Annotated in this window: 13 protein-coding genes; 4 read left to right on the forward strand and 9 right to left on the reverse strand. The window is 71.5% G+C overall.

What is annotated here, in order from left to right; all coding sequences use genetic code 11:
• The first annotated feature begins 58 nt into the window (after positions 1 to 58).
• Positions 59 to 1,465: a uracil-xanthine permease family protein gene (locus tag OG361_RS07340; protein ID WP_405852533.1), complete on the forward strand. Its 1,407-nt coding sequence runs from the start codon at positions 59 to 61 to the stop codon at positions 1,463 to 1,465.
• Between the two features lie 73 nt (positions 1,466 to 1,538).
• The gene (locus OG361_RS07345) at positions 1,539 to 2,246 is read left to right on the forward strand and encodes a DUF5995 family protein (RefSeq protein WP_384570612.1); all 708 of its coding nucleotides are present in this window, start codon (positions 1,539 to 1,541) and stop codon (positions 2,244 to 2,246) included.
• Positions 2,247 to 2,259: 13 nt separating this feature from the next.
• Here OG361_RS07345 and OG361_RS07350 read toward each other — a convergent pair whose 3' ends face one another.
• Both OG361_RS07350 and OG361_RS07355 read right to left on the reverse strand, forming a co-directional pair.
• Positions 2,260 to 3,972, reverse strand: a complete 1,713-nt coding sequence (locus OG361_RS07350; protein WP_405852534.1) for a flavin monoamine oxidase family protein — start codon at positions 3,970 to 3,972, stop codon at positions 2,260 to 2,262.
• A 59-nt stretch (positions 3,973 to 4,031) separates the two neighbouring features.
• Positions 4,032 to 4,838, reverse strand: coding sequence for a carbon-nitrogen hydrolase family protein (locus OG361_RS07355; RefSeq protein ID WP_405852535.1), 807 nt, complete (start codon positions 4,836 to 4,838; stop codon positions 4,032 to 4,034).
• A gap of 279 nt (positions 4,839 to 5,117) precedes the next feature.
• Between OG361_RS07355 and OG361_RS07360 the strand changes: the two genes are divergently transcribed.
• The gene (locus OG361_RS07360; RefSeq protein WP_405852536.1) at positions 5,118 to 5,693 is read left to right on the forward strand and encodes a Repetin; all 576 of its coding nucleotides are present in this window, start codon (positions 5,118 to 5,120) and stop codon (positions 5,691 to 5,693) included.
• A gap of 149 nt (positions 5,694 to 5,842) precedes the next feature.
• Here OG361_RS07360 and OG361_RS07365 read toward each other — a convergent pair whose 3' ends face one another.
• A complete protein-coding gene (locus tag OG361_RS07365; protein ID WP_015032260.1) occupies positions 5,843 to 6,298 on the reverse strand; it encodes an Lrp/AsnC family transcriptional regulator in 456 nt (151 codons plus the stop codon).
• A gap of 10 nt (positions 6,299 to 6,308) precedes the next feature.
• Complete coding sequence (locus OG361_RS07370; RefSeq protein WP_405852537.1) at positions 6,309 to 7,799, reverse strand: amino acid permease; 1,491 nt, start codon at positions 7,797 to 7,799, stop codon at positions 6,309 to 6,311.
• 468 nt (positions 7,800 to 8,267) lie between these two features.
• Between OG361_RS07370 and OG361_RS07375 the strand changes: the two genes are divergently transcribed.
• Positions 8,268 to 9,281: a GDSL-type esterase/lipase family protein gene (locus OG361_RS07375; protein ID WP_405852538.1), complete on the forward strand. Its 1,014-nt coding sequence runs from the start codon at positions 8,268 to 8,270 to the stop codon at positions 9,279 to 9,281.
• On the opposite strand, the gene OG361_RS07380 is transcribed toward OG361_RS07375, so the two are convergent.
• From OG361_RS07380 to OG361_RS07400, 5 genes are all read right to left on the reverse strand, one after another.
• Positions 9,253 to 9,762 (reverse strand): GNAT family N-acetyltransferase, encoded by a 510-nt coding sequence (locus tag OG361_RS07380; RefSeq protein WP_405852539.1) that lies wholly within the window; start codon positions 9,760 to 9,762, stop codon positions 9,253 to 9,255. The two genes, OG361_RS07375 and OG361_RS07380, sit on opposite strands and share 29 nt — an antisense overlap.
• Before the next feature lie 116 nt (positions 9,763 to 9,878).
• On the reverse strand, positions 9,879 to 11,321 hold the full coding sequence (locus OG361_RS07385; RefSeq protein WP_405852541.1) for a GuaB1 family IMP dehydrogenase-related protein: 1,443 nt from the start codon (positions 11,319 to 11,321) through the stop codon (positions 9,879 to 9,881).
• Positions 11,322 to 11,426: 105 nt separating this feature from the next.
• Entirely contained in the window at positions 11,427 to 11,759 is a 333-nt protein-coding gene (locus OG361_RS07390; RefSeq protein WP_405852542.1) for a barstar family protein, read from the reverse strand.
• Complete coding sequence (locus OG361_RS07395) at positions 11,756 to 12,181, reverse strand: ribonuclease domain-containing protein (RefSeq protein ID WP_405852543.1); 426 nt, start codon at positions 12,179 to 12,181, stop codon at positions 11,756 to 11,758. Before OG361_RS07395 ends, OG361_RS07390 begins: the two co-directional genes overlap by 4 nt.
• 178 nt (positions 12,182 to 12,359) lie before the next feature.
• The gene (locus OG361_RS07400) at positions 12,360 to 13,409 is read right to left on the reverse strand and encodes a sugar-binding transcriptional regulator (RefSeq protein WP_185909493.1); all 1,050 of its coding nucleotides are present in this window, start codon (positions 13,407 to 13,409) and stop codon (positions 12,360 to 12,362) included.
• Between the last annotated feature and the right edge of the window lie 109 nt (positions 13,410 to 13,518).

Raw genomic sequence — 13,518 nt, forward strand, 5'->3', positions numbered from 1 at the left:
GGCTGATCTTTTGCGGTCATGCCACGGCCGCCGGAACCTCGGAACGGGAGCGATTTTCATGAACCTCGGCGTGCGCTGGACCCTGCACGGCGACGGGAGAACACCCGCTCCCGGCGCCGTCGTCCGGCCGGACGAACGGCTCTCCTGGCCCCGTACCGTCGGACTCGGGGCCCAGCACGTCGTGGCGATGTTCGGCGCGTCGTTCGTCGCCCCGGTCCTCATGGGCCTGGACCCGAACCTCGCGATCATGATGTCCGGTGTCGCGACCGCGATCTTCCTCCTCGCGACCCGCGGCACCGTCCCGTCCTACCTGGGCTGCTCGCTCTCCTTCGTCGGCGTCGCCGCCGCGATCCGGGCCTCGGGCGGCACCAGCGCCACCGTGACCGGCGCGGTCCTCGTCGTCGGCCTGGTGCTCTTCCTCGCGGGCCTCGCGGTACGGAAGTTCGGCGCGCGGATCATCCACGCGGCGATGCCCCCGATCGTGACCGGCGCCGTCGTCATGCTGATCGGCTTCAACCTGGCCCCGGTCACCGCGTCGACGTACTGGCCGCAGGACCAGTGGACGGCGCTGCTCGTGATGCTGTTCACCGGTCTGGCCGTCGTCTGTCTGCGCGGCTTCTGGTCCCGGATCGCGATCTTCCTCGGCCTGATCTTCGGCTACACCATCTCCTGGGTCTTCGACCTGGTCTTCGGCAAGATCCACTCGATGTCGCCGAGCGGTCAGATCACCGACCACTGGCGGCTCGACCTCTCCGGCGTCTCCCAGGCCGACTGGATCGGGCTGCCCTCGTTCCACGGACCGAGCTTCGAATGGTCCGCGATCCTGGTCGCGCTGCCCGTGGTCATCGCCCTGATCGCCGAGAACGCCGGACACGTCAAGGCCGTCGGCGAGATGACCGGGGACAACCTGGACGACAAGCTCGGCACCGCGATCGCCGCCGACGGCGCCGCCTCGATGCTGTCGACGGCCGTGGGCGGCCCGCCGAACACCACGTACTCCGAGAACATCGGCGTCATGGCCGCCACCCGCGTCTACTCGACCGCCGCGTACTGGGCCGCGGCCGGCTTCGCACTCCTCTTCGGCCTCTGCCCGAAGTTCGGCGCGATCGTCGCCGCCATCCCCGGCGGTGTGCTCGGCGGCATCACCGTGATCCTGTACGGCATGATCGGCCTGCTCGGCGCCCAGATCTGGATCAACGCCAAGGTCGACCTGCGCAACCCGCTCCACCTGGTCCCGGCCGCCGCCGGCATCATCATCGGCATCGGCGGCGTGAAGCTCTCCTTCACCGACACCTTCGAGCTGGGCGGCATCGCGCTCGGCACCATCGTCGTCATCACCGGCTACCACGTGCTGCGGGCCTTCGCCCCGGCCCACCTCAAGGAGCAGGAACCGCTCCTGGACGCCGGCACCAGCTCGTACGAGAGCGAGAGCACCCCCGGCGTGGACCCTGCGTCGAAGAACTGAGTGATTCGCCCGTTCTGGGTAAGCCGGGCCCCTGGGAGTTCCCTCCGGGCCCGGCGGCTGGGAGCCTGCCCCCATGGCTCAGACCCAGCAGATCGGGCAGGACATCGGGCAGTTCTTGGCGGTCGACCCCGTGGTGGACCGGATGCGGGCACTCCGGTCCGCCTGGCATCCGGCCGACGGGGTCGCCGTCTTCAACCGGGTCTATCTGACGGTCACCGAGGAGATCCGCCACGCCATCGACGCGGGTACCTTCGCCGACCGCACGACCGCCTCGACCCTCGACGTCCGCTTCGCCGAGCGCTACCTCGCGGCGGTCGACACCGTCGCCACCGGCGGCCCGGCGCCCGCCTGCTGGCGGCCCCTCTTCCACTACCGACGCCATCCCGGCGTACGACCGCTGCAGTTCGCGCTCGCCGGGATCAACGCCCACATCGGCCACGACCTGGCGCTCGCGGTGGTCGACACCTGCCGGATCCTGGAGTGCGCGCCCACCGACCTGGAGGACGAGTTCGACCGGGTCGGGGACATCCTCGTCCTCCTGGAGGAGCGGATCCGGGAGGAACTGATGCCGGGCCCGGACCTCCTGGAGATCGCGGACCCGCTCACGCATCTGCTCGGCTGCTGGAGCCTGGACCGGGCCCGCGACGGGGCCTGGCTGGCCGCGCGCTCGCTCTGGCAGCTGCGCGGCCTTCCCGAACTGGCCGGGGAGTTCACGGAGCGCCTCGACCGCTCGGTGGGCCTGGTGGGGCGGATGCTGCTCACGCCGCTCACCAGACCGTGACCCGTACGGAGACTCAGTCCTCCGGCAGCTCGACCGGGGCGATCTCGTCGTAGACGTCGCCCGGACCCGGGTTGGTGGCGTCGGTGCCGCCGCCGAAGTGGTGCATCACGCCCCAGACCGCGTTGAGCGCCGTCTGCACCGCGCCCTCGGCCCAGCCGGCCGTCCAGGAGATGTCGTCGCCCGCGAGGAAGATGCCCCGCTTGTCCTCGGGCAGGCGGTCCTGCATGAAGTGCGTGAACAGGCGGCGCTGGTAGCGGTAGTGGCCGGGCAGGTTCGCCTTGAAGGCGCCCATGAAATAGGGCTCGTTCTCCCAGGAGACCGTCACCGGGTTGCCGATGATGTGCTTCCGGATGTCGACCTTCGGGTAGATCTCGCCGAGCGACTTCAGCATGACCTCCATCCGCTCGTTGGCGGAGAGCGGCAGCCACTTCAGGCTGTCGTCGCACCAGGTGTACGAGAGGCAGATCGTGGCCGGCTTGTCCGGGCCGTCGTCCAGGAGGTACGTACCGCGGGTCATCCGGTCGGTGAGCGTCATCGACATGACGTCACGGCCCGTCGGATTTCCCCTGTCGTCGACGGCCTTGTCCAGCCAGAACGGCCGGTCCACAGGCACGAACAGCTTCGAGGACTCCATGTAGTGGGTGCGCTCGATCGCCGTCCAGTGGTCGATCGGGAAGAGCGAGTCGTCGCAGGCGATCTTGGACAGCAGCATCCAGGACTGGGCGGTGAAGATCGCCGCCTGGTACGTGCGGATGTCGCCGGAGGCGTCGGTGACCGTGATCCGGTTGCCGGCGGTCCGGTTCAGCCGGGTCACGGCCGGCTTCGGGGCGCCCTCGTGCAGGGAGCTGAGCGAGGTGCCCTGCGCCCAGTGGATGATCTTCTCCGGCTCGCGCTCCCACAGGCGCAGCGGCAGCTGCTGCGAGCCGCCCACGATGCCCCGGTGGTGGTCGTCCGCCTCGGTGTAGACGACGCGGAGGATCTCCAGGATGGAGTTGGGGAAGTCGGTGTCCCAGCCGCCGGTGCCGAAGCCGACCTGGCCGAAGATCTCGCGGTGCCGGAAGGACTTGAAGGACTCCGACTCGCAGAGGAAGCCGTAGAAGGTCTGGTTGTCGAGCTTCTCGACGAGCTTCGACCAGATCTCGCGGATGCGCGGGACGTCGCGCTCGCGCATGGCCTGGTTCATGTCCGAGAAGTCGGCGCCCTCCTCCAGGCAGGCGTTCCACGCGTTCATCACGTCGCGGTAGACCTGCGGGAGGTCGTCGACGGTGGTGGCGTAGTGCGACTCGCCCTTGAGGTCGACGACGGTCGAGGGGGTCGACTCGGCCAGCGGGTTCGGGAAGGGCGTGGTCTCCAGGCCGACGAGGTCGATGTAGTGCTGGAGCGCGGTGGAGGAGGGCGGGAAGCGCATCGCGCCCATCTCGGCGGTCAGACCCTCGGTGGCGGTGCCCTCGAAGCCCACCGTGCGGAGCCGGCCGCCGATCTGGTCGGCCTCGTAGACGACGGGCTTGAGGCCCATCTTCATCAGCTCGTACGCGGCGATGATGCCCGAGAGACCGCCGCCGATCACGGCGACCTCGGTGCCGTGCTCGGTGGCCGGTATCTGGCCGAGCCCGGCCGGGTGGGCCAGGAAGTCGTCGTAGGCGTACGGGAAGTCCGGACCGAACATGGTGATCGGCGGCTGGCCGTCGCTGTGGGGGACGGCGGTCGTGGGCACCGTGGACGTCATGGGGTACGGACTCCTTGCACGGAAAAGAAAGACGAGGCAGGTCTGGGGGCGGGGGCTGCTCAGACGAGGGAGCCGTAGAGCCCGGGGCGGCGGTCGGCGAGGTACGGGTTGTTCTCGCGGGAGGCCGCCAGGAAGTCGGGGTCGACCTCGCCGAAGACGAGGTCCTCGCCGCGGCCGGCGCGGGCGCGGGCGGTGCCGTCGGGGCCGGCGAGGGTGGAGAGGCCCACGAACTCGAACTCGCCCTCGGGGCCGGTCCGGTTCACGTACGCCACGTACATCTGGCTCTCGAAGGCGCGGACGGGGACGACCGACTCGGCGACGAACTGGAAGGGGTGCATCTGCGCGGTCGGGACCACGAGGAAGTCGGTGCCGGCGAGCGCGTGGGCGCGGACGTTCTCCGGGAACTCGACGTCGTAGCAGATCAGCATGCCGAGGCGGACGCCGTCGACCTCGGCCTGGACGACGGTCCGCTCGCCGGGGGTGAACCACTTCTGCTCGAAGCAGCCGAAGAGGTGGGTCTTGCGGTAGTTCGCCAGGAGGGTGCCGTCGGCGCCGATCAGCTGCGAGGAGTTGTACAGCACGCCGTGCCGCTCGGTGTCCCGCTCCGGGTAGCCGTAGACGATCGCGAGGCCGTGGCGGACGGCGATCGCGGCGATCGCGCGCGCGGAGGGGCCGTCGGCGGGCTCGGCGAGCTTCGGGACGTCGTCGCCGATCGCGTACCCGGTGAGGAAGAGCTCCGGGGCGATGAGGAGGCCGGCGCCGGTGGCGGCGGCACGGCCCGCGGCCTCGTCGAGGACGGCGAGATTGGCGGCCACGTCACCGGGCTGTCCGGAACTCTGGAGCAGGGCGGTGCGCAGCGCGGGCATCAGCGGTCCTCGGTGGTCTGAAGGGGGGAGGGAGACGTCAAAAACGGTACGGTTCCGGCCTCGCCCGGGACAAGGCGGCAGCGTTGCGGACCGACCGTCGAACCGTTGCGCGATCGGAGGGGGCGGCGGCGATTCGTTGCGTGGGGGCTCCGACCGAGGTCGCAGGAGTCCCCCGCCGCGCGGCGGAGACGGGAACCGTCCTGCGGCGCGACGCCGTGGAGCGGCCGTCGCGGAAGAGTGGTGGTCGTCCGGTTGACCTGCCGAAAGGACCGAGAAACCATGAACCGCCGCATGAACCGTCGTACGAAGATCGCCGCCCTGGCCGGCGCGCTGCTGATCACCGCGGGGGCCGCGGGCTCGGCGGTCGCCTCGGGCGACGGAGGCGAGGCCGCTCCGGCCCGGAGCACCGCGACGGAGGCCGCCGCCCTGACCGGCACGGCCAAGCTGTACCGGCCGGCCGGGGACGACATCACCTTCACCTTCGACGCGCATCTGGCGGAGAAGGACCGGCAGGATCCGATGAAGGCGACCGGCACGTTCCGCTTCAGCCACTACAAGGGCGACTGGGGCGGCTACGCGAAGGTGAAGGTCGACTGCCTCACCACGGGCGGCAAGGTGGCCGTCGTGTCCGGTGTCGTCGTCGAGACCGATGTGAAGGAGTTCCGGAAGGCGCGCGTCGGGGTCACGGTGCACGACGACGCCGACGGCGACCGGCTCGGCTACACCTGGATGACCGCCGACCCGAAGAAGGACAAGGTGCCGCCGTGCATCAGCGGCGCGCCGTTCGAGAAGGTCAAGGAGGGGACGGGCGACTTCGAGGTCACGCCCTGGGAGTTCGTCTACCCGACCGAATAGACCGCCCCACGGGGGTGGGTGGGCGAAGGGGCGGCGCGGGAACCACGGCCCGCACCGCCCCGACCGCCCGTGCCCCGCAGGGCTGGGGCCTGTCCGGCGGATCCTGGCCGGATACGCCGCGGCCCCGGCCATGATCCGCCGGACAGGCCCTAAGCGGGTGAGCCCGAGGAGAAGCGCCGCAGCAGCGGCGAGAGCACCAGGACGGACTTGGTGCGCTCCACGAAGGGCTCGCCCGCGATGCGTTCCAGGACGCGCTCGAAGTGGCGCATGTCCGAGGCGAAGACCTGGACGACGGCGTCCGCGTCGCCGGTGACGGTCGACGCGGACACCACCTCGGGGTACCGCTCCAGACCTCGCCGGATGTCGTCCGGCGAGGTGTTGTGGCGGCAGTAGATCTCGACGAAGCCCTCGGTCTCCCAGCCGAGCGCCGCCGGGTCCACCCGTACGGTGAATCCCGTGATGGCGCCCTCGGCCCTGAGCCGGTCCACGCGCCGTTTCACGGCGGGCGCGGAGAGTCCGACCAGCGAGCCGATGTCGGCGTAGCTGCGGCGGGCGTCTTCCGCGAGGGCGTGGACGATGCGTTCGTCGAGGTCGTTGAGTCGCACTACGGGTGGATCACTTCTCTGTTGATGCCGCTGATTCTGCGGGCGCCTCGGTGGCCAGCCGGGAGCGGCGCATGCCGTACAGGAAGTAGAACACGAGCCCGGCGGCCATCCAGCAACCGAAGACCGTCCAGGTGGAGGCGCCGAGGCTGAACATGTTGTAGACGCAGAAGCCGAAGCCGAGGACCGGGAAGAGCCAGCCGAGCGGGACGCGGAAGGTGCGCTTCATGTCCGGGCGGGTCTTGCGCAGGATGACGACCGCGATGTTGACCAGGGCGAAGGCGAAGAGGGTGCCGATGCTGGTGGCGTCGACGAGCTCGCCGAGCGGGATGGCGGCGGCGAGGACAGCGCAGAAGAGCGAGACGATCACGGTGTTGATCCGCGGGGTGCCGGTCTTGGGGCTGACCTTGCCGAAGACCTTCGGGACGAGGCCGTCGCGGGACATGGCGAAGAGGACGCGGGTCTGGCCGTAGAGGACGGTCAGGACGACGCTGGCGATGGAGATGACGGCGCCGGCGGCGAGCAGCGTGCCCCAGAAGGCCTGGCCGCTGACGTCGTTCATGATCGCGGCGAGGGAGGCCTCGGAGCCCTCGAAGTCCTTCCAGTTCCACGCGCCGACGGCGACGGCGGCGACGAGGACGTAGAGGGTGGTGACGATGATCAGCGAGAGCATGATCGCCCGGGGCAGGTCGCGCTGCGGGTTCTTCGCCTCCTCGCCGGCGGTGGAGGCGGCGTCGAAGCCGATGTACGAGAAGAAGAGGCTGGCGCCGGCGGCGCTGACCCCGGCCATGCCGAGCGGCATGAAGTCGGAGTAGTTGCCGGACTTGAAGCCCATGAAGCCGATCGTGCAGAAGAGCACGAGGGCGGCGATCTTCACCACGACCATGATCGTGTTGGCCCGGGCCGACTCCTTGGCGCCGCCGAGCAGGAAGACCATCGCGAGGAGGACGACGATCAGGGCCGGCAGGTTGATGATGCCGCCCTCACCGGGGGCGGAGGAGAGCGCGTCGGGGATGGTGACACCGATGGTGCCGTCGAGCAGCTCGTTGACGTACTCGCCCCAGCCGACGGCCACCGCGGCGACGGAGACGCCGTACTCCAGGACCAGGCACCAGCCGCAGACCCAGGCGACGAGTTCGCCCATCGTTGCGTACGCGTACGAGTAGGAGGAGCCGGCGACCGGGATCGTGCCGGCCAGCTCGGCGTACGAGAGAGCGGAGAAGAGCGCGGTGAGGCCGGCTATGACGAAGGCCAGGGTGACGGCGGGGCCGGCCTGCGGGACGGCGTCGCCGAGGACGACGAAGATGCCGGTGCCGAGCGTGGCGCCGATGCTGATCATGGTCAGCTGCCACATGGAGAGCGAGCGGCGGAGGCTGCCGCCCTCACCCTGCCCACCCTCCATGACCAGGCGTTCCACCGGCTTGCGCCGGGTGAGTGCGCCAAGGGCGGAGGTCTTGGGGGTGGTCGTGTCGTCGACCGGTGGGGCTGCGCCGTGGTCCAGCACTGCGGAGGCTCCTTATCGCTGCCTGTAGGCGGTGGGACGACCACGGCGGCACGTGGGCATGCCGAAACATGCCCACGGGGGAGGGGAACCGCCGAGCAGGCGGTCGCCGCCACTCCTGGTACGGGGCACGAGCCTAAGGGGAGGAGGTTCGCACTCGTAATGCAGGGTTGTTGCGCAGTGCCGGATGATCATTGCGCGCTTGAGGCGCAGACGGGGAAACATTGCGCGCCCCTGCATGAATCGGCACATTGGGGTCCTGAGGGCCCGCCCCACGCGCGCGTGGGGCTCGTGCCCACGTGCGGGTGCGGCCCGCCTCGCGCGCGGGTGCGACTCGGCCCCGCGTGCGCGTGCGACTCGTGCCCACGCGCGGGTGCGACTCGACCCCACGTGGGTGGGCACGAGCCTTGACTCCTCGTTCGCGATGACCCACGCTGCGAGCCCCCGGCAACCCCACGATCGGAGGCCTCGGTGGGCTGGCTCGCCCCGGCGCCCTTCCTGCGCGGCACGGCCTGGCTCGACGGGGACCGGCCGGTACGGGCCGACCCGGCCGACCTGGAGCGGCTGCCGTGGGACATCGCCGAGCGGGCCGCGCTGCCCATCGGCGTACGCATCGAGTTCACGGCCGCGCCCGGGACGCGGGCGGTGGAGCTGCGCTACCGGGCGGCCGTCCCGGAGCCGGACGACCCACTCGCCGCGCTGCGCCACTGCTTCGCGCTCTGGCAGGGCCGCCGGCTCGTCGGCGAGACCTGTGCCGTCCCGGCGCGGGAGGGCACGGTCAGCCTCCCGCTGCCCCCGTGCGGCGGCGTCTTCACCGTCCACCTCCCGGAGGGCCAGTCCCCGGTCCCGCTCGCCCTGCGGGCCGTCGGCGGCCGTCTCTCCCCCGCCCCCGCCCGGCCCCGCTGGCTGGTCCACGGCGACTCGATCACCGAGGGCTGGTGGGCGACCCGTCCCGCGCACTCCTGGCCCGCCACCGCGGGGCGGCTGCTCGGGCTCGACCCGGTCAATCTGGGGTACGCGGGCGGGGCGCGGGGCGAGCTCCCCCTCGCCGAGCACCTCGCGCGGCTCCAGGGCGAGGTGGTCACCCTCGCCTTCGGCACCAACTGCTGGTCCCGGGTGCCCGCGACGGCCGACTGGCTGTACGCGACCGTCCGGGCCTTCGTCGGCCTGGTCCGCCGGGGCCATCCGGCCACCCCGCTGCTGATCGTCTCGCCCGTCCTGCGCCCGGATGCCGAGCACACCCGCAACGTCCTCGGAGCCACCCTCACGGAGCTGCGCGGGGCCATGGAGCGCGCGGGCCGGGACCTCGCCGCCGAGGGCGACGGACGGCTCCTGGTCCTCCCGGGGCGCTCCCTGCTCGGCCCGGAGCACCTGGCGGACGGACTCCACCCGAACGACCGGGGTCACGCCCGGATCGCGGAGGCGGTCGCGGAGGCCCTGGGGCCCCACGTGCCGCTCAGTCGCCCGGCGCCACCAGGGACCTGACCAGGAAGACGCACGCGTCCGCGCAGGCGTGCGTGCGCCCCTCCGCGTCCGTCCAGCCCCAGCGGTCGGTGTACGGGGCGACGGGTTCGTAGCCGAGCCGCGCGTACAGCGCCGCGGCCCGCGGGTTGTCGTCGGCCACGCCGAGACCCAGGGCCGTCCCGCCGCGCTCCCGCACCAGCTCCTCGGCCGCGTGGATCAGCGCCGTCCCGATGCCCCGGCCGCGGAGCCCCTCGGGCCACACGTCCAGGCCGTTGAGCTCGGGGCACTCCCCCACCACGGCCCGTACCTCGGGCGCGGCGCAGCCGTCCCAGCGCACCTGGCCGTGGCCGACCGGCACGCCGTCGCGCCAGGCGACGAGGTACGTCCCGGCCCCGGCCTCCTGGCGCGCGTACCGGTCGGCGTGACGGGTCGGCGCCCCGGGCGCGGGGATGTGGCGGGCGAGTACGGGGACGTCGGCGGCGCGGCAGGGCCTGATCTCCATGCGGGCGACGGTACGGGAAGGCCGTGGGCCCCCGGGAGGAATTCCCGGGGGCCCACGGCGCGACGAAACGAGAGGTACTCGCCGAAAGCGAGAGGTGCTCGCCGAAAGGAGAGCTACTAGCTCCAGCTGGCGTGCAGCGGCTTGCCCTCGGCGTAACCCGCGGCGGACTGGATGCCGACCACGGACTTCTCCTCGAACTCGGCGAGCGAGCCCGCACCGGCGTAGGTGCAGGAGGAGCGGACGCCCGCGATGATCGAGTCGATCAGGTCCTCGACGCCCGGACGGGTCGGGTCGAGGAACATCCGCGAGGTGGAGATGCCCTCCTCGAACAGCGCCTTGCGGGCGCGGTCGTAGGCGGACTCCTCGCTCGTGCGGTTCTTGACGGCGCGCGCGGAGGCCATGCCGAAGGACTCCTTGTAGAGCCGGCCGTTGGCGTCCTGCTGGAGGTCGCCCGGGGACTCGTACGTCCCGGCGAACCAGGAGCCGATCATCACGTTCGACGCGCCGGCGGCGAGCGCCATGGCGACGTCGCGCGGGTGCCGGACGCCACCGTCGGCCCAGACGTGCTTGCCGTACTTCTTCGCCTCGGCGGCGCACTCCAGGACGGCCGAGAACTGCGGGCGGCCGACACCGGTCATCATGCGGGTGGTGCACATGGCACCGGGACCGACACCGACCTTGATGATGTCCGCACCGGCGTCGATGAGGTCCTTGACGCCCTCGGCGGCGACGATGTTGCCCGCGACGATCGGGACCTGCGGGTCGAGCGCCCGTACGGCCTTGATCGCGGAGATCATCGACTCCTGGTGGCCGTGCGCCGTGTCGATGACGAGCGTGTCCACGCCCGCGTCGAGGAGCTGCTTGGCCTTGCCCACGAAGTCGCCGTTGATGCCGACGGCGGCGGCGATGCACAGCTTGCCGTCGGCGTCGGTGGCCGGGGTGTACAGGGTCGCGCGGAGCGCGCCCTTGCGGGTCAGGATGCCGACCAGGCGCCCGTCCTTGTCGACGGCCGGGGCGTAGCGGCGGTTGGCGTGGTCCAGCGTGTTGAACGCCTCGCGCGGCTCGATGTCGGCGTCGATGAGGAGCAGGTCCTTCGACATGACCTCGGACAGCTGGGTGAAGCGGTCCACACCGGAGAGGTCGGCGTCGGTGACGACACCGATCGGGCGGCGGTTCTCGTCGACGACGACACCGGCGCCGTGGGCCCGCTTCGGCAGCAGGGAGAGAGCGTCGGCGACGGTCTGGTGGGGCTCCAGGACGATCGGGGTGTCGAGCACGTGGTGACGGCTCTTGACCCACGAGATGACGTCGGTGACGACCTCGATCGGGATGTCCTGGGGGATGACGACCAGGCCGCCGCGGCGGGCGACGGTCTCGGCCATGCGACGGCCGGCGATGGCGGTCATGTTGGCGACGACCAGCGGGATCGTCGTCCCGGTTCCGTCCGGCGAGGAGAGGTCCACCGCCTGGCGGGAACCGACGGCCGAGCGGCTCGGCACCATGAACACATCGTCGTACGTCAGGTCGTAGGGCGGCTTGACGTCATTGAGGAAACGCACGTGCTGACATCCCAGTCGTTCGGATCGGCCCCTAGGCATTTCAGCCAGGGGAAAAAGCACGTAGTTCATTGTCCCACGCCTGTACGAATACCAGCCCCGGGCGAATCATCCGAGGCTTGCGGCAGGGGGTTCGTGGGATCCTCCGAAGGCCTCCCCCAGGGAGAGGAGGACGGAGAGGCGGGTGGGGCGCTCGTCGACGGCCGTGGCGAAGACGTCCTGGGCGGTCGCCCACTCGTGGGGCCGCGTCCTTGCGTAGGCCTGCCAGCCGGTGACGACGAGGGTGACCGGTTCGGGGAGGTCGGTGAGGCAGTCGGCCAGCGCGTCCCAGTTCCGGCCGAACCACGCGGGCAGCGCGAGGGCGACGGCGCACCGGTCCATGAGGGCGGCCTTGTCCGTGACTCCGGCCAGGTCGAGGACGACGGCGTCGTCGAGTCTCATTCGAGCACTTCCCGGAAGGTCTCGTAGTGGTCGTCGGTCCAGTAGATCTCGCCGTCCCGCCCGGTGACGATCCGGCGCGCCCCGCGGTCGCGTTCGCCGGGGGTCCGCACGGTGTACTCCCGGTAGTGGCCGCGTTCCTTCCGCGGCAGGACCCGCTCGAAGTTCGAGAAGACGGTGCCGTCCTTGGCGTACGGGTGGGGGCCGCCGCGTGCGATGAGGGCGAGCGTGGCGCGCGCCTCGGGCGGCAGGTCCGCGGCCCGTACGGTGGGCAGTCCGGAGGTGCCGGTGGGCGCGGCGGCCTCGGCCGTGGCGGTGGTGCGGGCGGGGGCGGCGGGACCGGCGCCGCCGCTCGCCGAGGAGCACCCGGCCAGGAAGAAGCAGAGGACGAGCGCGAGGAGCACGCGCAAGGGCCGGAGCGACATGTCCCGAACATACCGTTACGGGATGGCTCCGGCCCGTGATCGATCCGGCCGACCGTGTCCTGGTTCAGCCGTCGTACGGCCGTCGTTCAACCGTCGCCCGGCCGTCGGCGTTCGACTGCCGCCGGTCAGCCGCCGGTCGGCCGCCGTCGATCAACTGCCGTAGTACGGCCGTCGTCGGTCAGCTCCCGTCGGGGTCCGTCCGGTCGAGCGCCGGGTGCGTGCCCGGGCTGGACTCGGTCAGCAGGTAGTCCGCGGCGGCGCGGTCCGTCACCAGGCTGGTGACGAGTCCGGAGCGGAGCACCGCCCCGATCGCCGCCGCCTTGCGCTGCCCGCCGGCGATCGCCACGACCTCGGGGATGCGGCGCAGCCGGTCCGCCTCGACGGTGATGCAGCGCTCGCCCAGGTCGCGGCCGACACGGCGCCCCTCGGCGTCGAAGAGGTGCGCGGACATCTCGGCGGCGACGCCCAGCGAGGCGTAGTGGGCGCGCTCCGCGTCGGAGAGCATGTCGTGGACGGTCGAGATGCCCGGCTCCCAGGAGCCGATGGAGACGCAGGCGACCGTCACCTTGTCGAAGTACTCGAAGGCCCGCGCGATGCCGGTCTGGCTGCGCAGCGCCGCCGCGGTCGCCGGGTCCGGCAGCAGCATGGGCGCGTAGATCGGGTGGGCCTCGCCGCCCGACACCTGGGCCGCTCGCCGTACCGCCTCGACCGAGCCGCGCTCGGCGGTCCCGGCGTCGTACACGCCGGTCAGCTGGACGACCGTGCAGGGCGGCAGCCGGTCGAGCGCCGCCGCCATGTGGATCGTGGAGCGGCCCCAGGCGAGGCCCAGGACGTCTCCCTCGGTGACCAGCTCGCCGAGCAGGTCGGCCGCGACCTCGCCGAGGTTCTCCGGGTCGGGCGACTCGTCCTCGCCCTCCGCCGGGGACTCGACGACGACGGCGTGGCGGAGCCCGTAGCGGGCGCGGAGCGCGTCGGAGCGTTCGGCGTCCAGCTCGGCCGGCACACGGATCTCGATGCGTACGAGGTCGCGCTCCAGGGCGGTCTCCAGGACCCGCGCCACCTTGAAGCGGCTCACGCCGAACTCCTCGGCGATCTGGATCTTGGACTTGCCCTCGAGGTAGAAGCGGCGGGCCATGGCCGCCGCCTGCACCAGCTCCGCGGGGCCCATCCGCAGGGCTGACCGTCCCGCCGACATACCCGCCACCGCGATCTCCTCACTGCTGTTCACGTACCGCTGTTCGCATACGGCTGTCGTTCACACTCTGGCTCGCCGTTCATCCTGTCAGATCCGGCGGGCCTTGATCAGTCCTGTCGGCGGACCGACGGACCCCGTTCAT

The sequence above is a fragment of the Streptomyces sp. NBC_00090 genome, from assembly GCF_045160815.1.
Lineage (GTDB): Bacteria > Actinomycetota > Actinomycetes > Streptomycetales > Streptomycetaceae > Streptomyces.

Excerpts from the sequence above, each read along its gene's own strand:
- OG361_RS07340 (WP_405852533.1), top strand. The coding sequence starts at position 59 with ATGAACCTCGGCGTGCGCTGGACCCTGCACGGCGACGGGAGAACACCC.
- OG361_RS07345 (WP_384570612.1), top strand. The coding sequence starts at position 1,539 with ATGGCTCAGACCCAGCAGATCGGGCAGGACATCGGGCAGTTCTTGGCG.
- OG361_RS07350 (WP_405852534.1), bottom strand. The coding sequence starts at position 3,972 with ATGACGTCCACGGTGCCCACGACCGCCGTCCCCCACAGCGACGGCCAG.
- OG361_RS07355 (WP_405852535.1), bottom strand. The coding sequence starts at position 4,838 with ATGCCCGCGCTGCGCACCGCCCTGCTCCAGAGTTCCGGACAGCCCGGT.
- OG361_RS07360 (WP_405852536.1), top strand. The coding sequence starts at position 5,118 with ATGAACCGCCGCATGAACCGTCGTACGAAGATCGCCGCCCTGGCCGGC.
- OG361_RS07380 (WP_405852539.1), bottom strand. The coding sequence starts at position 9,762 with ATGGAGATCAGGCCCTGCCGCGCCGCCGACGTCCCCGTACTCGCCCGC.
- OG361_RS07390 (WP_405852542.1), bottom strand. The coding sequence starts at position 11,759 with ATGAGACTCGACGACGCCGTCGTCCTCGACCTGGCCGGAGTCACGGAC.
- OG361_RS07395 (WP_405852543.1), bottom strand. The coding sequence starts at position 12,181 with ATGTCGCTCCGGCCCTTGCGCGTGCTCCTCGCGCTCGTCCTCTGCTTC.